This is a genomic window from Priestia sp. 10L35, from assembly GCF_056395685.1.
Map to the genome: position 1 here is coordinate 98,135 of NZ_JBFTKA010000004.1, position 21,628 is coordinate 119,762.

The 21,628-nt window shown below is 37.8% G+C and carries 20 protein-coding genes; 3 read left to right on the forward strand and 17 right to left on the reverse strand.

Annotated features, from left to right (window positions below):
* Positions 1-22 precede the first annotated feature (22 nt).
* From AC1DEF_RS16090 to AC1DEF_RS16100, 3 genes are all read right to left on the reverse strand, one after another.
* Positions 23-4,228 carry a tetratricopeptide repeat protein gene (locus AC1DEF_RS16090; protein ID WP_477727434.1) on the reverse strand — a complete coding sequence of 1,402 codons (4,206 nt, stop codon included), beginning with the start codon at positions 4,226-4,228 and terminating at the stop codon, positions 23-25.
* Positions 4,229-4,395: 167 nt separating this feature from the next.
* Positions 4,396-5,637, reverse strand: a complete 1,242-nt coding sequence (locus AC1DEF_RS16095) for an MFS transporter (protein ID WP_028414028.1) — start codon at positions 5,635-5,637, stop codon at positions 4,396-4,398.
* A gap of 302 nt (positions 5,638-5,939) precedes the next feature.
* Positions 5,940-6,227 (reverse strand): hypothetical protein, encoded by a 288-nt coding sequence (locus tag AC1DEF_RS16100; RefSeq protein WP_013082386.1) that lies wholly within the window; start codon positions 6,225-6,227, stop codon positions 5,940-5,942.
* 277 nt (positions 6,228-6,504) lie between these two features.
* Between AC1DEF_RS16100 and cspD the strand changes: the two genes are divergently transcribed.
* The gene (gene cspD, locus AC1DEF_RS16105; RefSeq protein WP_013056175.1) at positions 6,505-6,708 is read left to right on the forward strand and encodes a cold-shock protein CspD; all 204 of its coding nucleotides are present in this window, start codon (positions 6,505-6,507) and stop codon (positions 6,706-6,708) included.
* 59 nt (positions 6,709-6,767) lie between these two features.
* On the opposite strand, the gene AC1DEF_RS16110 is transcribed toward cspD, so the two are convergent.
* Genes AC1DEF_RS16110 through AC1DEF_RS16120 form a run of 3 tightly spaced genes read right to left on the reverse strand, consistent with a single transcriptional unit; the run spans position 6,768 to position 7,962 of the window.
* Positions 6,768-7,040: a DUF2564 family protein gene (locus tag AC1DEF_RS16110; protein WP_013056174.1), complete on the reverse strand. Its 273-nt coding sequence runs from the start codon at positions 7,038-7,040 to the stop codon at positions 6,768-6,770.
* A gap of 56 nt (positions 7,041-7,096) precedes the next feature.
* A complete protein-coding gene (locus tag AC1DEF_RS16115) occupies positions 7,097-7,279 on the reverse strand; it encodes a zinc-finger domain-containing protein (protein WP_013056173.1) in 183 nt (60 codons plus the stop codon).
* 29 nt (positions 7,280-7,308) lie between these two features.
* Positions 7,309-7,962, reverse strand: a complete 654-nt coding sequence (locus AC1DEF_RS16120; protein ID WP_016763503.1) for a ribonuclease H family protein — start codon at positions 7,960-7,962, stop codon at positions 7,309-7,311.
* A 219-nt stretch (positions 7,963-8,181) separates the two neighbouring features.
* Here AC1DEF_RS16120 and AC1DEF_RS16125 point away from each other — a divergent pair, with 219 nt between their 5' ends.
* A complete protein-coding gene (locus AC1DEF_RS16125; protein ID WP_097823954.1) occupies positions 8,182-8,580 on the forward strand; it encodes a reverse transcriptase-like protein in 399 nt (132 codons plus the stop codon).
* Positions 8,581-8,586: 6 nt separating this feature from the next.
* On the opposite strand, the gene AC1DEF_RS16130 is transcribed toward AC1DEF_RS16125, so the two are convergent.
* From AC1DEF_RS16130 to AC1DEF_RS16175, 10 genes are all read right to left on the reverse strand, one after another.
* Positions 8,587-8,862: a DUF6123 family protein gene (locus tag AC1DEF_RS16130; RefSeq protein WP_013082383.1), complete on the reverse strand. Its 276-nt coding sequence runs from the start codon at positions 8,860-8,862 to the stop codon at positions 8,587-8,589.
* Between the two features lie 61 nt (positions 8,863-8,923).
* Positions 8,924-9,385 (reverse strand): divergent PAP2 family protein, encoded by a 462-nt coding sequence (locus tag AC1DEF_RS16135; RefSeq protein WP_013056169.1) that lies wholly within the window; start codon positions 9,383-9,385, stop codon positions 8,924-8,926.
* A 130-nt stretch (positions 9,386-9,515) separates the two neighbouring features.
* A complete protein-coding gene (locus tag AC1DEF_RS16140) occupies positions 9,516-9,830 on the reverse strand; it encodes a hypothetical protein (protein ID WP_013056168.1) in 315 nt (104 codons plus the stop codon).
* A gap of 105 nt (positions 9,831-9,935) precedes the next feature.
* Positions 9,936-10,193, reverse strand: a complete 258-nt coding sequence (locus tag AC1DEF_RS16145; protein ID WP_013082381.1) for a DUF2533 family protein — start codon at positions 10,191-10,193, stop codon at positions 9,936-9,938.
* Positions 10,190-10,963, reverse strand: a complete 774-nt coding sequence (locus AC1DEF_RS16150) for a nucleotidyltransferase domain-containing protein (RefSeq protein ID WP_097823955.1) — start codon at positions 10,961-10,963, stop codon at positions 10,190-10,192. Before AC1DEF_RS16150 ends, AC1DEF_RS16145 begins: the two co-directional genes overlap by 4 nt.
* Before the next feature lie 5 nt (positions 10,964-10,968).
* Entirely contained in the window at positions 10,969-14,586 is a 3,618-nt protein-coding gene (locus AC1DEF_RS16155) for a dynamin family protein (RefSeq protein ID WP_477727435.1), read from the reverse strand.
* A gap of 374 nt (positions 14,587-14,960) precedes the next feature.
* Positions 14,961-15,518: an isoprenylcysteine carboxyl methyltransferase family protein gene (locus AC1DEF_RS16160; RefSeq protein WP_230184562.1), complete on the reverse strand. Its 558-nt coding sequence runs from the start codon at positions 15,516-15,518 to the stop codon at positions 14,961-14,963.
* A gap of 5 nt (positions 15,519-15,523) precedes the next feature.
* A complete protein-coding gene (locus AC1DEF_RS16165) occupies positions 15,524-16,609 on the reverse strand; it encodes a type III polyketide synthase (protein WP_043979421.1) in 1,086 nt (361 codons plus the stop codon).
* A gap of 224 nt (positions 16,610-16,833) precedes the next feature.
* The gene (locus AC1DEF_RS16170) at positions 16,834-17,376 is read right to left on the reverse strand and encodes a GNAT family N-acetyltransferase (protein ID WP_318331114.1); all 543 of its coding nucleotides are present in this window, start codon (positions 17,374-17,376) and stop codon (positions 16,834-16,836) included.
* A gap of 398 nt (positions 17,377-17,774) precedes the next feature.
* On the reverse strand, positions 17,775-19,199 hold the full coding sequence (locus AC1DEF_RS16175; RefSeq protein WP_377575828.1) for an NAD-dependent succinate-semialdehyde dehydrogenase: 1,425 nt from the start codon (positions 19,197-19,199) through the stop codon (positions 17,775-17,777).
* A 130-nt stretch (positions 19,200-19,329) separates the two neighbouring features.
* Here AC1DEF_RS16175 and AC1DEF_RS16180 point away from each other — a divergent pair, with 130 nt between their 5' ends.
* Complete coding sequence (locus AC1DEF_RS16180) at positions 19,330-20,190, forward strand: LysR family transcriptional regulator (RefSeq protein ID WP_097823959.1); 861 nt, start codon at positions 19,330-19,332, stop codon at positions 20,188-20,190.
* Between the two features lie 127 nt (positions 20,191-20,317).
* Here AC1DEF_RS16180 and AC1DEF_RS16185 read toward each other — a convergent pair whose 3' ends face one another.
* Complete coding sequence (locus AC1DEF_RS16185; RefSeq protein ID WP_013082372.1) at positions 20,318-21,628, reverse strand: nucleobase:cation symporter-2 family protein; 1,311 nt, start codon at positions 21,626-21,628, stop codon at positions 20,318-20,320.

The window sequence follows — 21,628 nt, forward strand, 5'->3', positions numbered from 1 at the left end:
GCTGAAACCCAGCTTCTTTTTTTTACCTTCTTACCGTTAATCCTTTTAGTTCATCGTCTGCCATAGCCATTTCATAGAATTCTCCCGTTTCATCGTGTGCTAAAACATAATCCAACTCTTCCTGAGCAGAAGCAGTTTTTCCAAGAACAGCTAGATAGCATGCCAAGTTATAGCGAATAAAAAGATCTTCGTCTCCACTTTCTACTCTGGTTATCATAAGCGAAGCTGCTGCTTCCGTTTCACCTTCTAAATGATACGCGATACCTAAATCAGTATACATCCCTTCATACTCTTGACGCTGTTCAATCGCTTTTTGAAGAAGCTGAACAGTTTCATGATAACGTTCTGTTTTATTATACAGTTTTGCTAGTCCTGCATATATGTCAGGCTGATAAATCTCCTGTTGAAGTAATTCTTGAAAAGCTGTCTCCGATTTTTCTACCTCTTCAAGGCTACTCAAAATAAATGCCCGGTATATCTGCAAATCTATATGATACGGCTGCTGTTCAAGAAGTTTTTGAACTAAGTTTAGCGCTTCATGTGCAGCCTGTTCATTTTCATGGATATTAACGAGTATATTGGCTAAATGATAGCCAACATCAAAATCCCAGCTTTGATGCAGCGACTTTTTCAGCACGGTGATGCTATCTTCAATTAATCCTTTCTCTTCGTAAAAAGCCGCAAATGCATGCACAGCCTCTTTATTATTCGGATCCGTTTTTATAGCAAGTTCATACAGTTCAATCGTTAAGCCGAGCAGCGTAACCGTTTTTGCTTTTGCTTTGAACTTTGCTAAGCTTCGTTTGAAGATAGATCCTTGCTGCTCTTCTACGATCGAATCGACATACTCATTTAAAGCCTCGGCTGCGTTTTTAAATAACAAGCTTTTGCTGTGTTTTTCCATTTTTATCTTTTTTAAATCTGCCGTAAGCCCAGACAGTTTTTTTCCATTTGGAAAGCTAGACATGAACGTTTGAAATAGAGCGTAATCTTCCGGATTCTCACTTAGTAGCTCTGTAAGAATTGTTCTAGCTTCTTCATATCTATGCTCCATGATGAGCCATTTTGCCTGATGGTGGCGAATAGCAGGATTCTGTGGATCTAGTTCAAGCGCCTTCTCTAAATACGTTTCAGCCTGTGAAATGTCTCCTTTTAGGCGATACACATGGGCCTGGCTGTCAGCAAGCCACTGAGGCAAAACGATTTCCTTTACGCTTTTTAATACCTCTAACAGCTCTTCATACTCTTTCTCTGTTTCACAAAGTGAAGCTGCGTGCTCAACGTTTACTTCCATAGGATTCAGCTGTATCCATTGAAGCAGCCAATTCCTTTCAGCCGTTCGATTTTGTTCTTCACAAGCCATTTCAGCAAGCTTCATACAAGCGGCTTCAAATGTTTTATCAAGAGTTAAGCATTTTTGGAAGGCCTCTTTTGCTTCAGTGATGCGATTCATTGATTGATATATTTCACCTAACCGATAATATGGCAAAGCATCTTGCTTGATACGAAGCGCTTGTTGATAAAGTTTCTCACTTTTTGTTAGCTGCTTGACTTGTTCGTATAATATGCCTAAGTAGCACATGTACAAAATCTCATTAGGGTGCTCTTGATGTTCTGCAGTTAAAAACTTAATTCCACGAGTCAGTAAAGCCGTGTCTTCTAAATAACTCGTATATGCTTCTAACACTTCAGCTAGCGCTGTTTGAGCAAAATGAATTCCTTCTTCATAAAGAGCAAATCCAAACTCTATCGTTTGGTCGTCTAGATTCTTCTCTTTTGCTGCATCCAAAAGCATGCTGCCTGCATCCAACAGGACGTCGCTGTTCGATGAAAACTTCTGCGCAATAAGCGTGAGCGTATCAACGGCCGTTAAATGTTCACCTGTTTCTAGATACGCATAAGATAAGCCCAAATACATAAGGGCATCTTCTTCTATTTTTAAGCCTTCTTTATACAGAGCAATAGCTTCTTCGTACCTTTGATTCGCGACGTATAAATCGCCTAGTCTTCCTCGAATTGTCATGTCGCTTGGGAGATGCTTCATGCCTTCTTTGAGATAGCTTTCAGCTTCGTCTGTTTTTTCTAGTTGATATTGTAGCAAATCAGCTATCGAAAGATATGGATAAGGAACAGTGGGCAAAAGCTGTTTAGCTACTTGAAATCCCCGGTAAGCTTTACGAAACTTTTTTAAATGTTCATCACAACGGGCTCTTTCAAACCAGCTGTGCGCATCTTTTGGGTTTTCTTTTAATAACGCGTCGAAAAGATTTCTGGCTTCTGCATATCTTTCTTTCTCCATTAAAATAAGTCCGTGATTGATTTGTGTATAAGATTCATCGCCATACATATTTAAGGAAATGGTCGAGCATTCAAAAGCCTTTTCCAGGTTTCCTTTGTACATATATGCAAGTGCTAAATAGCTCCAGTTCAAATGCTGCTCTACGTCTAATTGCAGGGAGCTGCGCAGTGCTTCAACAGCCTCATCATACTTCTCTTCATCCAGCGCAATTCTTCCTTTAAGATAGTGATAAAAAGAGCTATGCTTTTTGTTATCTATGTGGTGTAACAAGGAAGATGCTCCCTTACTGTCGTCAAGTTTAAAAAAGGCATATGCAGCGTGAAGCTTAAGATAATCATGATTGCTATACTTCGCTAACACATGGTTAATACACGTACGAATATAGGCTTCATGCTCTTTTCTATACAAATGCTTCATACTGTAAATAGCGGCAAATGGAACATGCTCATTTGCTTTTAGTAAAGAAACGAGATCATTAATGTGTGCCTCTTCATCCGCTTCAACTAGTTCGATTAAGTCATACAGCTGACGAATAAACACATCTTGCTCTTTAGAAAGTGAAGCGAGATCCGCTGCCGCTTTAGAAGCAACAATTGATAAAAACCCCGAATTAGCGTAATGCTGATCAAAATTTTTATATTCTACATACGTTGGACTTAGAAAATTAGCATCTTGTACATGAAAAAGTTCAAGTTCATCATCATAGCCAAATACAACTTGAACGTGGGAAGCTTGTTCAAATTCCAGACTGACCAAAATAGGCAGCCCTTTGTCTAATAGTTCTTTAAACTGTTCAACTGTGCCTGTAAAAAACATCGCTGCAAAGCCAAGAGATTCAAAGTAGCTCACCGCAGTTGATAATTTGGATCCTAAGCCTCCGTAAATACGCATTCCAATCTCATCCTGTGTTTTTTCGGTATGTAAAAGCCTTAACATCATACTCATACTGGCTGGCACGCAATAATTATCTTTTTGAACAATTGGTACAATAGGAAGCTTGATTGTACTGAATTTATCGTCTGTATGCTTTCCGATTAATTTTTGATAAGGTGAATCTTTTAAACATCGCTTAGTCGAGAGCAGATGCGTAAGCTGAGATTGCTGCTGCTGTTCAAAATAAATGTCTGCGCGCAGCAGCGTAAAAAAATCTTGATAATCGTGATAGGGTAACTTTGAGTCGATAAATTCAATCGTTTCAAGCAAGAGAGAATACTCTTTTAAATCTTTTAATCGCATCACTTTATCCATATATAAAGACGGAAGCTGTGGATAGCGGACAATAGCCTCGTTAATTGTTTCAAGCGATTGTTTATGCTTCCCTTCATACGCATATAAGTCTGCGAGCATTGCATAGCAAAAATCTCCATTCTCCTTATATGTTGTTCCTTCTTTTAAGCAGGCTTCAGCTTTCATTCTGTCGTTGAGCTGCAAATAAAAATATCCCCATCTGTCAGCCATACCCTTTTGATTATGTGACGTTACTTGTTTCATCCACTTAGAAGCTTCATCCACTTGTTTCATTTCTAAAAGAATTCTTACCTTTAAAAAATAGATTTTCTCAAGCTGTTCCTCTTTAACTGATTCCGTATCCAGCTGAGAAATTAATACAGAAAGTCTATCATCAGCGTCGAGTATCTTGCCTTCTCGCAGGAGATCATCACAATAAAGAGTCACCATTCGAATCGAGCCAAATCGACGATAGCCATATGTCGTTAACATTCGACTTAAACGATTTAATAAAGCTTCATCACAAAAGCGGATAAGCTCGTACAGCTCTTCTTCCGTTTGTAAATTTGTTAACCATTCTTTCACAATCCCGGCAAGGCACTTTGGTTGAAGGCTTTGTACTTCTTCTGTTATATACGCTACAAGATCAAATATTTGATAATGATCCACCATGCTTTTTAATTTCTGATAATTTATACTCAATTCAAAACCACCTTATTCAATAAAATAAGAACTATTGCATCTGCTGTCTATAAATTGAAGTATAAGAAATTTCAAGGATTTTTTCTAGACACAATATAAATTTAAGCATATTGACGGGTCTTTAAATAGCAAAGAGCTGTCTTTTATCATAAGACAGCTCCATAAAATCACACTTCAGCTTTCTTCAGTTTTACGCCGCCTTCAGGCTTTGGTTTAATAGCTTTTAAAACTAAAATGGCACCTACCGCACTAACCCCTAGAGACGTTTGGAACACAGCCATGTCCGACCACTTCATAAGCAGTGTATAAAGAGGAGGTCCAGCTGCTACTCCGACAAAGCGCATCGAACTGTAAAGAGACGTAATGGTTCCTCTCTCTTCCTTTTCAATTCCTTCTGTAATAAGCGCATCAAGACTGGGAAGAGCTGCTCCAATTCCAATTCCACCAAGCACTAAAGTGAGTAAAATACTAAAAAGAGACGTATTAAAAAATAAAATGATGAAAGAACACGTTAACAATAAGAAGCCAAAAAAAGCAGACCACTTCATAACGATTTTATTGTTGCCAACTTTTTTCCCCGCCACAAAAGAAGAAATAGATAAAGCGAGCAAAGGAATAGCCATCACTAAACCTTTTTTCGTATTCACAATATGATAACGCTCCTCTAGTATGGTCGACAGGTAAAATAAAACACCGAATAATACAAGCATAATAATGGCGCCTAAAATAAAAATAGCCATAAGCCATCCAATATTTTCTTTGAGCGTTTTCTTCAAATCCTTCAAAAACTGCGTAATACTTTTCTTTTTTTGTTCAGATTCAGAAGAACTATCATTTTTCGGAACTTTTACTAAAAAGATAACCAAAAGAATCGAAATAAGACAAAGAATAGGAATGAACCAAAAAGGAAGAAACCAAATCATAGCCGCTAAAAAAGCTCCCAGTATTGGGCTTAGTACTTTCCCAAACGTATTAGCTGTTTCAATTAAACCTAGTCCTTTTGTAATTTCTTGCTCGTCTTTGAACATATCTCCTACACAAGGCATCACAACAGGCATAGCTCCCGCTGAACCTATTCCTTGAATCGCGCGGCCAATTAAAATAACCCAGAAAGGATTGGCCATTTGCCATGAAGCCCAACCTGTTAAAGCCCCTCCTACTGCAGCAAGCAGCAAACTGGGAATAATAATTTTCTTGCGGCCAAATCGATCTGATAAATAACCAGCAATCGGGATTAAAAAAATAGCGAAAATTGAATAGACCGTGATAATCATGGATACCTGCAGCGAGCTTATCTGTAGACGTTTTTCAATCACCGGCAATACCGGAATTAACATTGAATTTCCGAGGGTCATGATAAGTGGCACAGAAGCAAGAGCAAGTAAATCCAATTTTTTTCTACTTTCCATAGCGTCCTCCAAACCTTACTTCTAATTAACGTCACAATCACACGTTTTTCAATTTAAGCTTTATAAAACCTCTCGTGTTCATTGATTTTAAAGCTTAACTATCTCATTACATAAGATGATGTGTATCTATATTTTTTAGCTAAAAAGGTGATTGCTATTCATGGTTTCACTGTTCTTCTTTAATTTATTGAACTTTGTTATTTATCCCTGTTAATACTTGTAAAATCGCATATTTTTAATCCTATATATGAAGAAGCGTACGAGTATCTCCGTACGCTTCTTCATATATAGGTGTCATCTTGTTACACTACTTCACCTCGATGACCCTCTCCATCATACATAAACTGTTTATCAATGATATGTTCGATATATATGGTTGTCAAATCACTTTTTTTCACTTGAGCTACAATTAATCCTAACGGATCACCAATGGTGAAGCTTGTTCCATTTTGAAACATTAGCAGCTGCTCATTTAAATGCAATACGCGCTTATAAATTTGCTCTTTCTCTAGGTTGCTGCGGCTCTTTGCTGCTTCGAGCGTTGAAAATAACAAAATGATTTCTTTTCCATTTACTTGTGTACGATACATACACGACCCACTCCTTATCACCGCTTTAAAATTATGCTGACTATACTTTTATTATAAACTAAATTTTCAGTTATTTTTCATCTTATACGAAATTTTTTTAGTTATAATTGTACTACGCCTACGTTAAATAAAAATTTAATTTTCAGAAAAGTTAAATTTTAATGTTGAAATTTTATTTCTTCTTATTATATAATATAAACAATCATTTACCTCTATTGGAAATGATAATTCGAGTTTCAGCAGCATGAGGCTGCACAGTACTAGGGGGATTCAAGTTATGCAAAATGGTAAAGTAAAATGGTTCAACAATGAAAAAGGCTATGGCTTTATTGAAGTTGAAGGCGGCAGCGACGTATTTGTACATTTTTCTGCCATCCAAAGCGAAGGTTATAAATCCTTGGAAGAAGGCCAAGAGGTATCTTTTGAAATTGTAGAAGGCAATAGAGGCCCGCAAGCCGCTAATGTCACTAAGCTATCATAAATAGATCTTTTTATTTTATAGTAAAAGAGACTCTTTTCCGAGTCTCTTTTTTGTTATACCTAGCGTTTGGCCTCAGTAAGCTGCTGTTCACATGTTTGAATAGACTGCATGCACTGCTGAAGAAATTGCTCGTCTACTCCTGTGCCATGAGCTTTGGCAGATTGAAGCTGTGCTTTTGCATCATTAAGCGCATTCGTTGCCTCTTCAAGCTGCTGAGGACTCATACTCATCGTAGCTGTCCCAATCATCTTTTGAGCAGATTGAATAGACACTTCTACTTGCTTTAAATCATTATATCCTGTTGTTACTTCTTCATTTGAAAACTTATCCATTGAAAGAACACCTCCATATGGATAGAATGAAGCTGCTGCCGGCAAATTATACACGCTTACTTTTTAGTCAGCAAATCTCCATACTGCTTAATTTTTTCTCCTACGGTACACTCTTTAATACAAAACGTCTGAGCGTATGTTTTGCCCTTTTCTTTGTTAAACGTTTTTTTTACAAAACAATCACTACAGTAGTAATCCAATAACTCCGTTACTTCTTCTAATAATTGTTTACGTTCCACTCTCGTTCATCTCCATTTCGTTCTGTGTGTTACACTTGCTTCCTGCTAGCAATTGGTATCCCCTGAAGAGCTTGAGTAGCAAGCTGGTCAGCCTCTTCATTTTCCTTCCTTGAAATAGGCTCATATACCGGTCGGATACCAAGCTCCTGCATTTTATCTTCTATTCGATCTAAGTACCGATTAAACTCTTCTTCGAAACAGGGCCACTCCCCAGCCAGCTGATTTAATACAACCTGAGAGTCACCTCTAAACGTTACCGGTATATGATGAACACCAAGTTCCTCAAGCTCTTGTATTAAATAATAAAAAGCAGCATACTCTGCCTCATTATTTGATTCAATCTCTTGCAGCCTTGAGTTGCGTCGTATTCGGTAAGAGTTGTTGTTCTGTTTAAAATAAATCACAACCCCAAGCCCCGCTAAGAGCGTATCATGCTCATAGCCTCCGTCAAAATATGCCACAATATCGTGAGGCTCTGTCTGTACTTCCTGTAAGAGCTTTTTCGCTTCTTTTACAGTCCATTTTTGCTGCTGCTCATCAAGTAGAAAAATTTCCTTCGTTCGACCTGTTTTTTCTAAATCACCCACAATCATTAGCGCCTCATTCGCATCTGTGAAATCGGATGTGAAAATTAACTGTTTATGTTTCGAGGATTTATAATGCCATTCAATTTGGAAATTCATAACGAGCATTCCTTTCATCAGCAATTTTGAATTCAACACTTTTTCTGCTTTTTTGTATTTTATCTTCTATTATGTCTTTTCATGACAGTTTTCTTACCTAATAAGCGGATTTTAGCGTTTATACGTGCTAATATAAAATAGCTGAAGTACTTATGATACAATACTATTGTTGAAAAAACATGGTTTAAGCTTATATTGTTTTAACAAGGAGGCTGTATGATGATTGAAGTTTATATAGACGGAGCCACTGCTGGCAACCCTGGTCCTTCTGGAGCTGGTATTTTAATTAAAGGAAATGGTGAACATCATCGTTACGCTATTGCTCTTGGGACAATGACGAATCATGAAGCAGAGTACCATGCACTTCTTCATGCATTAAAAATTTGTTTAGAAAAAAAGTATACGAGCGTATCCTTTCGAACGGACTCTCAGCTAGTAGACCGCGCAATGAACCAAGAATACGTTAAAAATAAAGCGTTTGCTCCTTTACTGGAAGAAGCCCTCAGATTGTCCAGTCAATTTGAGTTATTTTTTATAAAGTGGATCCCTAGCTCTCAAAATGCAGGTGCTGATCAGCTGGCCAGACAAGCCATTAATCAAAAAGAAGCAGGAATGTAATCCTGCTTAAATCATACCTGATGACTTTAAATATTGAATGGCTTGTTTTTGATTGCTAATACGATTTGATGTCAAATTCTCGAGGAGCGATACAAAAAAACTGCCGTCAAATTCTTTTTGTACTTTTAGTGTCCATTCAATTGTAAATATGACCATCTCGTCAGCTGCACGCGTATACTGCTGACCAAATGAAATAAATCCACGTGCATCTTCTGCTAAATGAAAGCCTTTTTCTTCAAGATAAAGAAGATACTCTTCAACGGTTTGAGCTGTTTTTGTCACTTTTTCGTCCCATCCTTTTGCAAAGGTTCTTCTTTATCTTAGCTTACTTTTGGCTATTTGACTATGATTTCCCTTCTAAAAAATAGCCAATCGCTCCAAGTGCTACTCCTAAAATGGCTCCCCCAATTACTTCTTCAGGCTGATGCCCAAGCATTTCTTTCAAGCGCTGTTCCGTCAAATCGTGAAAGCCTCCGTCTGGAAGACCCGCAAGCTTTTCAATTTCTTCATCTAACGTATTCACTTTAATAGTAATTTCGCCAGTCTGCCTTCGAATTCCTTGTGCATCGTACATCACAATAATTCCAAAAACAGATGCTAACGCAAAATCAATCGTAGAAACACCTCTTTTTAACGCTACATAGGTCGCTAAAGAAGATACGCCGGCTGAATGAGAGCTTGGCATTCCACCCGACGCAGCAATCATCCGCATATCCCATTTTCCTGTTTGATACTTTTTAATGGGGATTTTTAAGGCTTGGGCTAAACCGATTGATGAAAGAGCAATGACAATTCCTTTATTCATATTGCTTCACCTCATCTATAGTTTGCGATGGATTGACATCTCGTACCCAAGCAAATATTGCCCAACAAAAAACGCCGGGCTAATCTGCTGACAGAGCAGACTAATCCCGGCGCTTTTGGAAACAGTTCTGTTATTTTTTACGCTTTTTTTGTGCAGCATTATTCATTTTGGCAGATTCAACTTCAGCATAAGAGCCGAATTCTTGGCCATATTGATTATTTGCACTTTTATTAGCTTCTAACTTCTTGTTAACAGAATTGTTTTGGTTTTGTTGCACGTTGAACTCAGAAGCAAACTCCCCAGCATAAGTGTCATTTGCACTTTTTGCACGCTTTGCTTTTTGAGCCTGATTTGCTTTAAACTCAGAAGAGAACTCTTGGTTATAATTATGCTTTGCATTGTTATTCGCTTGCGCATTTTTATTACCTAATTTTTGACGACCCATCGCTATCTCCTCCTATTTGTACCTCGTTGGTACACTATTAGTATGGATCAAGCGGCACGTCATATCCTGTTCAAATTAAGGTAAAAACACCAGAGCTTAGCACGTTTATATTCTTGCTACGTACTCTTTAACCATTTCTTCTGTCACTACTTTACGGCCTGGAATGATGGTATATTTTTGAGACAGCTCATTAATTTCTGCTGTTACAGCATTAATACCGTCTACAGAAAAGGGTTTCCCTTCTTTGCAAAGAAGCACAGCTGCTTCAATAGCTTGCTCGCGTCGAGCTTCTAAGCTTGCAAAAGCACGTACTAATTCGTGTTGTTTTTTAGAATGGGCTGAAATTTCTTTATGTACACTCATGTTCGTTCCTCCATTATATTATGCTGATTTAGTAAAAATAAGTTAATGTCCTCATAACTGATTTGCTTTTCCGGTAATTCTTTTAAGCTTTTTTCTATCGCTGCAGCTTCTTTCTTAATGCTGTCCAAAAAGTTTTTCATCTTTACATTAAAAGCAACTTTCCCGCTTATCTTGCACTGTACAAATTGCTCAATGATGGATTGCTGCCTATCGTCGAGATTTGCCTGCTTACATAAATTGGCAAATAAAATGACAGGGAAACTGCGCTGCTTTACTACTACTTTCAGTGATAAAAATGCACGAATCAGTTGAAGCATCACTTTTATATCCTCTATTGTAACAGAAGATGTCAGATTTCTTTTACTATTTGTCGTTAAAATTTTAAAATAATGATACCCCAATGCTTTTAAGGAATATGAGTGAGCCATCATTTGCCGCAGTGGCTCAGCAAACGATGGCTTCTGATAATAAACAAAAGGCGACCATAGCCACTCATAAAGCGAAGGGTTTGATTTTGTAAACAAATAAATGGTTTTGTACAAATCCCACCCTTGCATATCATAATTGCCTTCTGCTACATTAATGACCTCTTGAGGTCTATTGAGATGAAGATAGCGTGATGCTTTATACTTGTATATAAAGCGGACGTCAAAATCACTCGCTAACGTGTCGAGTCCGTAAGCACGGCTGCCTGATTCACATGCAAACAAAATTTCCACATTATATTCTTTTTCAATTTCCTGTAACCGTTTATTTATGTGTGTAGACATAAAAATTAATGACCCTTTCTTTCCTCCAATACATGTTCTAGCACCGTCATTGTACTTACCAATTCTTGAATTGGAAATTCTTCAGACACGGCCGCTTGCAGCTGTTTGTAATAATCATACCATTCTTCAGATACAGACTGTTTATGCGCTAGAACGTACTGATTCACTAAATGGGTATAGTGTGAATGAAGAGCGGCTTCTTCTTTCGCAATGTAGTGATTAACATCCGGCTTAATACGTTCTAGTAAAGCAGCATGAAGCTTTACTTTCTCATTTTTTTCAAAAAAGCTTTTATTGTTTTTATACAGTGAAAGCTCTTTTTGATACGATTCATTCTCATCAAATTGATGACTTGTCACAACTTCACTGCCATTTGGAGGCTCTAACGAGTTCAGCGTTGGAGTAAACGTCGGTTCATAGCGATGTAGCTTTGTAATGATCATTCGATGCCAGTCTTCGATTAATTTTACGATGTATTTTTCGATTCGCAAAGTGGTCGCACGCACTTCTTGCGTTGCATCGAAGGAAATAGACGTTAACAACTCCTGCAAACAAAGGCGCAGCTGCTTTTGCTTTTCACCTCGATCATCCCTTAAGTTTGCCGGACTGAAGGCTTCTTTAAAGAAGTCATCGTACCTCACAAACAGACGTTTTTTTACATAAAATAAGAGCTCTTCTAATTCTCGGTCTAACTGCTGTTGTTCATATTCAAAATGAATTTCATGCAGTTTTGCTGCTACCTGCTCATTTTTTATGTGAAGAGATTGAATGTATCGCTTTTTATCCACTTCTGATTTTGTTTGCACCTGTTTCATTTCATTGGAAACTGCTAAAATTTGTTCGAAATCTGCATAGACACTTTGGATAGCAAGCTCTGGTAATTCATAATTTATGAAGCGGTAAAACGCATTTTTGAATGGCAGAAACATTTTATCCTCGTGGTTTTGCAAAGCCTGCAAGCTTGATACCGGGTATAAGCGCGGAAAACGTATACCATACTGTTCAAGCTGTTCTTTTACATAGGTCTGAACTAACTGCAGCTCTGTATCCGAGCTGGCTAGGTCCGCTGCATTTACTAAGAAAAACATTTTATCAAGCGCAAATACATCTTTTACACGGCCAAGCTGAATAAGAAATTCGCGGTCAGCTTTTGAAAACGCATGATTATAATATGTTACAAATAAAATGGCGTCTGCATTTTTGATATACTCAAAAGCTACTCCAGTGTGTCTCGCATTGATTGAATCAGCTCCGGGTGTATCAACGAGCGTAATGCCTAAGCGAGTAAATTCACAGTCATAATACAGGTTAATAAATTGAACAAAACACGCTTTTTCTTCTTTGGCTACATAATCATGAAATCCTTCTGTATCTACCACTACTTCTGAACCGATATGCTTCTTGACTTCGCCGTAGCCTTTTTCTACTGCCTGTAAAAACGACAAATGCAGCTGCAGCTCTTCTGTTGCCTGCAGTGTTGGAATAATTGTTAACGCTTCGTCAATTGATTCTACTTCATGGTGAAACAGCTTAAGTGCACCATTTAAATCTTGGATCATCTGCTCGTTTGTTTTCATTTGCACAACAGCTGTTTTATGCGGCCGTTTTTCTGTTGGAGGCATAATTTTATTGATGGTTGCTGTTGTTGGGTTCGGAGATACTGGAAGTAATCTTTCTCCAATCAACGCATTAGCAAAAGATGACTTACCGGCACTGAATGCTCCGAATAAAGCTACAGTAAACGTTTGATTTGATAGCTTTTTACGCTTTTCTTGAAGCCTGGTAATAAAGCGGTCTAACTTTCCAAATGAACGGAGCTGTTCGAGAACAGCTGATACATCTTGAAGAACCTTTTCCGTTCCTGTTTCATGCACAGCTTCCTCAGGCTGTGAAACTAACTGCTGCTCACTCACAGCTTCTTGCTTTTCTTCAGCTTTCATGATGCCTGTTTCATATTCTTCTTGTAACATATATGACAACTCGTTTGTATCTTCTGCCGTTAGGTCGTCATCAGTTTGCTGTAAAGATTGAAGCAAAGCTTTTGTACGTGCCAATTTTGATTTCATTTCCTGAAGAGATGTATACGCTTCTTCAAATACTTCACATTCCTGCAAGTGTTGATAAATTTTTTTACGCTTTACTTCATCTTGCTCGATTTTGCTCTGTTCAATTTGCGCATAAAGCTCGTATAATAATCGCGTCGCTTTTTTCTTAATATGATCGGCTACATCTTTTGCGTATGTTAAAACATAATCACCATTAATCGTAGCTCCTGCCTTTACGGTTTCAATTAAATCATACGGCTCTAACGGAATTTCAAACTGCTGAACCTGGCGTATAAGATCCGGATCGGTAAGATTTTGATTTTTCACCAGCTCTTGCACATATTGCTGCAAGTGCCACTGCAGCTGAGAAGCTGCTCGTTCTTTCATATCATCAAAAAATAACGTCAGCCGCTCTTTTTTTACTTCCTCGGTCTTTTTCTTAGCAAATAAAAGACCTACTTTAAAATCAGGCTTTGTCGTTTCTAAAAACAGCCTAGCTTTTTCTCTCATTTCATATGGTGTTAAATTAGCGTTGCTTAGTATCTTACCTGTTTCTTGTTGATACGTTTCTGCTAGCTGCTTTTCAGCACGCCTTATTTCCGCTTCTTTTTCGAGAAGCTGCTCTTTTTGCTGCTTATTCATTTCATGATTCTCAAGCGTCAGCTTATGGCGCAGCTCGTCATGAATCGTTAACTTTTCTTCTTCTTGGTCTTCAATAAAGGCAAGGTGATCGTCAATTAACATTTGCATCGCATGTTGAATATGCTGATGTCGGTTTTCTTTTTCCGTCATCATAGCAAGTAATAGAGATTTTACGTACGAAAGGTCATTATGACGGTTGATTGGCTCTTTTAACGACGTATAGAAAATTCCTTCTGGTCTCACATTCCACTTTAAAAATGACGTTTCTACAGATTCTTTAAATGCTTGGAATGTTAGCTGATCTTCTTGGTGTTTATCGATTTGATTTACAATTAAATAAAGCGTTTTATTAGCTTCTTGCAGCTGTTTTGCAAATTGAAGATTTAATTCTGCCTGCACATGATTATAATCCATTACGTAGAAAATAACGTCCGCTAAGTGAAGAGCTGACTCGGTCGATACACGATGTGCATCATCTGTTGAATCAATTCCTGGTGTGTCCATCACCACAACATTTTTAGGAATAGCATCTGTATCTATCGATAAATGAATGGACTCTACTTCATCTCCATCCACAGCAAACTGCTTAATTTGCTCATACTCATAAGGTGCTTCATAACGCACCGGCGGCTGTTTGCGATAATAAACGGTTGCATGCTCATCCCCTGCTTTTACTGATACTAAGTTTGCGCTTGTTGGAATAGGACTTGCAGGCAAAATTGCTTGCCCCATTAATTCGTTAATCATGCTCGATTTTCCAGCCGAAAAATGTCCGCAAAATGCTACAACAAATTCGCCGTTCACCCACTTTTTTAACAGCTGTATTGCTTTTGCTGCCTGCTGTTCATCTCCAGCTGCTTGAAATTGCTTATGTAAATGAAAAAGAGATGCTTCCAATCGGAGATTTTCTTGATGTTTCACACTCACTTTACCCATTATTACTCTACCCCTTTTGCCTCATTCAAGACTGTATTTAAATGTGCTCTATCCATCTTCATTTCTGCTTATTCTTTCTCTATTTTACTTGATTCGCATGCGTTTTCCCATAAAAAACTGAATTTTTAGTTACAAAAACAATAAAAAAAGCTGTCAATAATTTGACAGCTTTTTTTATTCATCGCATGTATGTTACGCCTTTTGGGCTTTTTCAATATTTTTCATTACATACGTTGTGACGCCAACATATGTAGCAAGTGCTCCGATCACAAAAAGACTAACCATTACGTCCACCACCGTTTCTACTTGATGAAATTGATAATCTTTATCATTTGTTTCATCTTATCATGAAAGATAATCATTTTCAATTAGTTTTAAGATTTTTTTACAGGAAAGAAACTTCCCCTGTTTTGCATCACTTCGCCGTAATTTGTTTCATTCGTTAACGCTTGCTCTTCTAAGGGAATTCTGACGGCTAATATACACAAATTGAAAACAGAAAAAATAGCTAACGTCCAGTATGCCTGAAACATAAGCGGAACTAACACCAATTCTGCCGCTACTACTGTATAGTTAGGGTGCTTCATAAAACGATAAGGACCTCTTAGCACAACCTTCGCATTAGGCAAAACGATAATTTTTGTATTCCAATACTTTCCTAACGAAGAAATAGCCCATATTCTTGCAAGTTGCACAAGCGCAAAAAAGCTAAACAACAAAAAAGAAAAGTGATACATTCCATCGTTTAACACATACACTTCCGTAAAAAGAGCAGCAAAAAAAGCGGCATGCATGCTTACCATCCATTTGTAGTGACTTTGACCAGCTTCGTATGCTCCCTGCTTCTTCATCCAAGCTTCATTTCTTTTGGCAATAACCAATTCACATAGACGCTGTAAGATAATAAATACAAAAAAGCTATAAAAAAACAATCGCTTTACCTCCACTCTAATAGAAGCATTTCAGAACTAAATCCAGGGCCAAGAGCTGTTAATAAACCATATTCTTTACTCGGAATTTCTTTCTTCATAAAGCGGTCTAGCACATACAAAACGGTTGCCGAAGACATGTTTCCATGGTTTTTAAGTACATCTAGGGAATCAGCAATCATATTTTCGTTTAACGACAGCGTTGATACATATGCTTCAAGCACTTTTTTCCCTCCAGGATGAGCAACAAAATGCTTCAAATCGCGACTGGTCAAATGCTGAGTTTGTAAAAATGACTCAACTTCTCCGCCTAACCACGAATCGATAATCGTGGGAATGTCTTTTGAAAAGACAACAAATAGTCCATCATTTTTAATCTCCCACCCCATTACATCTTCTGAATTGGGCATGAGCGTCGATTGTGTATGTAAAATGTTAGGATAGCTTTTTGCAAGAGCAAAAGTGGTATCAGCTTCGTCACCTGCGACTAAAGCAGCCGCTACTCCATCTGCAAATAAAGACGTACCAATTAAGTTGCTTTTTGAACGATCATTTCGCTGAAAAGTTAAACTGCAAAGCTCAATGGATAAAACAAGGACTTTGGCACGCGGAAAGGCTTTGCAATACTCATAAGCTCTTGAAAGCCCAGACGCTCCTCCAGCACACCCTAATCCCCAAATAGGAATTCTTTTTGTATGGTCTGAGAACGCAAGCTTATTCATAATTCGCGCTTCAATGCTAGGCGTAGCTAAACCGCTTGTTGAAACATAAAAAACAGCCTCAATTTCTCCACACGGCAAAGGGGTACTTACATGGTTCTTATTTGTTAAGCAGTCTTCAATTGCTTTTGTACCTAATTCAACAGCAGATTCTATAAAAGCATCATTTTTTTCTTCGAATGTATGGTCTTCTTGAAACCAAGATAAGTCTTTGGCAAAATTACGTTTCTCAATTTGACCATTTTGAAAAACGGTTAGCAGACGATTAATATCTTTAAATGATTCGGAAAAAAGTTCTTTTGCAAATAGCAGCGTGTCTTGCTGAGTTAATTCGTAAGGGGGAACTCCAAATCCAACCGAGATAATCTTTGGCATACACTTCACCTCTTTGATTGCGTTACATTTAACATTTGTAATAGCTGGGGATTTATTCAATTCTTTTTTAGTGGAATGGAGGCGAAACATAAAAAAACTTTCCTGTAACTCAGGAAAGTCTACGTTTTGAAGAAGTGTATGTTTGTTGTGCACTTTTATTATAGCGCAAATAATCTGAATGTACAGATACAATTTATGGATTGACGAAAATAAGTGCTTATTTTTTATGAAAAGAAAATGGACATATAGATTTCATCTACATATTCATTGTTGAAATAAGCTTGTTCTTTCATAACGCCTTCTTGTTCAAATCCTACCTTTTTATACAATTCGTATGCCACTTTATTCGAAGCAAACACAGTTAAAGAAAGTTTATGAAGATGATTTTCTTTGCACCAGTTTAGCGTATAATTCATAAACTGTTTTCCTATTCCCATTCCCTGTGCTTTTGAAATAAGCCATGTACGGAAGAGCCCCGTGTGGCTCTTCATTTTAATTTCGCCTCTAAGAACACGTGCAATTCCAAGCACTTCACCTTCGACTTCAGCTACAACGTACATGTGATTGTTCTTTTCTACTAATGCAATAAAATCTTGCTCTTCTTCGACTGTACGCGGCTCATCTTTTTGAATAAATTCCCCAGCCTCAATAATTTCTCTTACCGCTGTTGTAATATGCTCTGCATCGCTGGCCTGTGCAGGGCGAATAGTGACTTCACGTCCGTCTTTTGCTTTAAATTTCACTATGTTTTTCTCTGCTGTAATCATCTATATCAACTCCTATATTTTTCACCATTCAGTACTACTATTTTGGTTCTAGCTTGGGTAATTTATCAGTGGTAAAGTTCTGCTTTTTATTTCATCTAACAAGCAATCATGTGCATTTGTTGTATTACCCACGCTTTAAACAAAGCTAAACCATTTTTGAAATACTTATTCTTGCACAGACATTCTAGAAATGCAATTAATTGCGTTAAAGAACTATTATTCCAAATTTTCTTTACAAAAGTGCATAAAAAAGAGGCTGGGACACAACGAAACACATGAAAGCTACGTCTATCTCCACAACAAAAAAATACGAACTAACAACCAATAATTTTGATTATTAGTTGCTAGTTCGTATTTCACTTCGAATAAAATATTTTCGTCCCAGTCTCTACTTTTTATTAAAGTCCCATTGAGATATATTTTACTTCTAAATAATCTTCAATGCCGTAATGACTTCCTTCGCGTCCAAGACCACTTTCTTTAAAGCCGCCGAATGGAGCTTGAGCTGCAGATGGAGAGCCATCATTTACTCCTACAATGCCGTATTCTAGCTCTTCAGATACAAACGTTGCTTCTTTAATGTTTTCTGTAAATACGTAAGCGGCTAAACCATAAGGGCTATTGTTTGCTCGTTCTACGGCTTCTTCTACTGTTTTGAATGTTGCTACAGGTGCCAATGGTCCAAACGTTTCTTCAAACATGCAATTCATGTCATCAGTTACATTTGTAATAATTGTCGGCTCCATAAAGAAGCCTTTTTTAGTTGTTATAGCTTGTCCGCCAACCACAACTTTAGCTCCTTTACTTTTTGCATCCGCAATTTGTGCTTTTACTTTCTCAACCGCTTTGTCGTTAATTAACGGTCCAACTTGTGTACCTTCTTCTAATCCATTTCCTACTGTTAATTCCGCCGCTTTTGCTACAAATTTTTCAACAAAAGCATCTGCAATGGATTCTTGTACATATACGCGGTTTGTGCAGATGCACGTTTGACCTGCGTTGACAAACTTAGAAGCAATTACGCCGTTTACAGCAGCGTCTAAATCTGCATTTTCTGTTACGATAAACGGTGCGTGACCGCCTAATTCCAGCGATAATTTTTTCACAGTATCCGCAGCACCGCGCATTAAATGTTTACCAACCGCTGTTGAACCAGTAAATGTTAATTTGCGAATGCGTCCGTCTTTTTGCCATGTGTCACCAATAGCTGCTGCATCTCCAGTAACAACATTGATCACACCTTTTGGAACTCCCGCTTCTTCTGCGAGCTCTACTAAACGATATGCTGTAAATGGTGTTTCTTCAGATGGTTTTAGAACAATTGTACATCCTGCTGCAAGAGCTGGGGCCACTTTACGCGTAATCATTGCTGCAGGGAAGTTCCATGGTGTAATAGCTGCTACAACGCCGACAGGCTGTTTTTTAACCGTAATACGTTTATGCGTATGATGAGCTGGAATCGTTTCACCGTATACACGCTTTCCTTCTTCAGCAAACCAAGCAATATAATCATTACCATACTGCACTTCACCTTTTGCTTCTGCAAATGGTTTGCCTTGTTCCATTGTCATAATTTCTGCTAGTTCATCTTTATGATTTTCAATTAGTTGATGCCATCTCATTAAAATAGCACTGCGCTCTTGAGCGGTTCTTTTCGACCATGTTTTAAAAGCTGCAGCCGCTGCATCAGCGGCAAGTGCTGCTTCCTTTGCGCCTGCCTTTGGAATTTGTCCTATTACTTCTTTTGTTGCTGGATTAATCACATCAATTTTCTCTTCTGTTGTTGTCCATTCACCGTTAATATATAGTTTGTTTGGATACATCATTCATCCTCCTAGTTGTGTGAATTTCTTTGTGCTGTGTTAACTACACTATATACACTAGCATCTTCATTGATTTATGAGAACTTCCCTTCTATACTATGGGTATAACAAAAGGTTATAGGTGATAAATATGAAAACAGAATGGCTTGAGTCTTTTATTGAAACAGCCAAAACAAAAAGCTTAAGCAAAGCAAGCGAACAGCTGCATATGACGCAGCCCGCGCTCAGTAAGCAAATGAGAAAACTAGAAGAAAATTTAGGAGTAACATTATTTATTCGCTCCGCTACAGGAGTAGAATTAACCTCAGCAGGTAAAATCCTTTTACAAGAAGGTGAATCCATACTATCAAGCGTTCATGCTCTTCAAAAAAAATTAGTGTCTACGCAAGAAGTCTGTGATTTAACTATCGGAACGTGGCAAAGTATGGCTGCTTTTTACTTACCTTATCAACTGGCTTCTGCTAAAGACCACAATCGCCATATTGATATAAAAATCTCGCATCACTATTATGATTTATTGGAGCAGTTAGAAAGCAATCAAATTGACGGGGCTTTATTTGATGATCGAGAGGTTCAACATACTTATTGGTCAAAACTATTGTTCAAAGAAGACTTTTATTTATTTGTGAATGATCAGCACCCGTTAGCCGAAAAAGAAAGCGTATCATTTGAAGATTTTAAAGAAGAACCCATTGTAGTCCTTCCCCCAGGGTGCGATGTTCGGACACTAGTAGAAAAAGCGTACAAGCGTCATAACTTAAAAATTTCCATTGTCAATGAAATTGAATTTGCGCAAAGTATTATGGGGTTTATTTCAGCTAATTTAGGTATTTCAATTCTCCCTGAAATTTTTATGCGCCATTTACAAAGCTCAAACATTAAAGCGTTACCCATTACAGACTTCAAATTCAAAAGAGAAATTTCATTAGTGGCAAAAAACCCTGACGTGGGGAAAATGCTTTATACACTGTTTTTCAAAACACGGTCTTAATAGGAAAGACGAACAAATTGGATGAATGATTTACTATGGATCGCTTGTCGCCCCATGACAATGAAAAGATCCGAACGATTAATCGTTCGGATCTTTTTAACTAAAATACTTTTGTTCTAGCCTCTTTTTATTTCGATACTACTTCGTTTGTTAACTTTGTTTCTGCAACTTGCGTACGTGGTGATTTCATCATATTAAAGACAATATTTAAAAAGATTGCTGTAAAACTCCCCATTACAATACCGCTTCCAGTAAGCACTTGAAGACTCTCTGGTAAGTTTTTGAAGAGTTCAGGCACAACCGTCACCCCTAGACCCATGCCAACCGAACATGCAATCACAAGAAGATTTTCTTGTTTGGCTAAATCAACTTGACTAAGGATTTTAATACCTGAAGAAATTACCATTCCAAACATAGCTACCATTGCTCCTCCAAGTACAGAGCTCGGGATAACTGTCGTCACGGCTGCGATTTTAGGTAGAAAACCCAAAACGATTAAAATTCCACTCGCTGCAAATACAACATTCCTTGTGCGAACACCTGACAACTGTAAAAGTCCTACATTTTGAGAGTACGCTGTATAAGGAAATGCGTTAAAAAATCCGCCTAATAAAATCGCCAATCCTTCTGCACGATAGCCTTTAGACAAATCTTTTTCATCCACTTCTTTTTTACAAATATCACTAACAGCAAAATAAACGCCTGTTGACTCGACAATGCCAACAAGTAAAACAAGAAACATTGTCAGAATGGCCATAATATTAAAAGTTGGCATCCCAAAGTACAGCACATGTGGCATATGAACCCACGCTTCTTCTTTTACGCCGGAAAAATCGACTTTTCCCATAAAAGACGCTGCAATTGTTCCAACAACTAATCCTAATAACACAGAGACGGATCGCATAAACCCTTTTGTAAATCGGTACAGAACAATAATTAATAGCAAAACGCCAAAACCTAAACCTAAATTGCTCAAGCTGCCAAAATCTTTACTTCCTTCTCCTCCGGCTAAATCTTTAATCGCTACGGGAATTAACGTAATTCCAATAATCGTTACAACCGAACCTGTAACTAAAGGAGGAAAAAACTTAACCAATTTACCTAAAAAAGCAGAAAGAAGGACGATGAGTAAACCAGCCACGATAATAGAACCATATATGGAGGAAACGCCGTAAGAACCTCCAATTGAAATCATAGGTCCTACGGCAGTAAACGTACACCCTAATACAACTGGAAGACCAATTCCAAAAAAACGATTTTTCCATACTTGCAGTAACGTTGCCACACCGCACATAAATAAGTCAATCGCCACTAAATACGTAAGCTGCTGCTGAGTCAAGCCAATGGCTCCTCCAACAATAAGCGGAACAACAATCGCACCTCCGTACATAGCTAAAACATGCTGTAAACCAAGTGAAAAGACTTTTCCTTTATTCAT

Coding starts and splice junctions, on each gene's coding strand:
- AC1DEF_RS16185 (WP_013082372.1), bottom strand. CDS start 21,628: ATGAATAAAGGAAAAGTCTTTTCACTTGGTTTACAGCATGTTTTAGCT.
- AC1DEF_RS16145 (WP_013082381.1), bottom strand. CDS start 10,193: ATGAGTGTACATAAAGAAATTTCAGCCCATTCTAAAAAACAACACGAA.
- cspD (WP_013056175.1), top strand. CDS start 6,505: ATGCAAAATGGTAAAGTAAAATGGTTCAACAATGAAAAAGGCTATGGC.
- AC1DEF_RS16180 (WP_097823959.1), top strand. CDS start 19,330: ATGAAAACAGAATGGCTTGAGTCTTTTATTGAAACAGCCAAAACAAAA.
- AC1DEF_RS16100 (WP_013082386.1), bottom strand. CDS start 6,227: ATGTATCGTACACAAGTAAATGGAAAAGAAATCATTTTGTTATTTTCA.
- AC1DEF_RS16135 (WP_013056169.1), bottom strand. CDS start 9,385: ATGAATAAAGGAATTGTCATTGCTCTTTCATCAATCGGTTTAGCCCAA.
- AC1DEF_RS16140 (WP_013056168.1), bottom strand. CDS start 9,830: ATGGGTCGTCAAAAATTAGGTAATAAAAATGCGCAAGCGAATAACAAT.
- AC1DEF_RS16155 (WP_477727435.1), bottom strand. CDS start 14,586: ATGGGTAAAGTGAGTGTGAAACATCAAGAAAATCTCCGATTGGAAGCA.
- AC1DEF_RS16110 (WP_013056174.1), bottom strand. CDS start 7,040: ATGGATAAGTTTTCAAATGAAGAAGTAACAACAGGATATAATGATTTA.
- AC1DEF_RS16170 (WP_318331114.1), bottom strand. CDS start 17,376: ATGATTACAGCAGAGAAAAACATAGTGAAATTTAAAGCAAAAGACGGA.
- AC1DEF_RS16125 (WP_097823954.1), top strand. CDS start 8,182: ATGATTGAAGTTTATATAGACGGAGCCACTGCTGGCAACCCTGGTCCT.
- AC1DEF_RS16095 (WP_028414028.1), bottom strand. CDS start 5,637: ATGGAAAGTAGAAAAAAATTGGATTTACTTGCTCTTGCTTCTGTGCCA.
- AC1DEF_RS16165 (WP_043979421.1), bottom strand. CDS start 16,609: ATGCCAAAGATTATCTCGGTTGGATTTGGAGTTCCCCCTTACGAATTA.
- AC1DEF_RS16120 (WP_016763503.1), bottom strand. CDS start 7,962: ATGAATTTCCAAATTGAATGGCATTATAAATCCTCGAAACATAAACAG.
- AC1DEF_RS16150 (WP_097823955.1), bottom strand. CDS start 10,963: ATGTCTACACACATAAATAAACGGTTACAGGAAATTGAAAAAGAATAT.
- AC1DEF_RS16175 (WP_377575828.1), bottom strand. CDS start 19,199: ATGTATCCAAACAAACTATATATTAACGGTGAATGGACAACAACAGAA.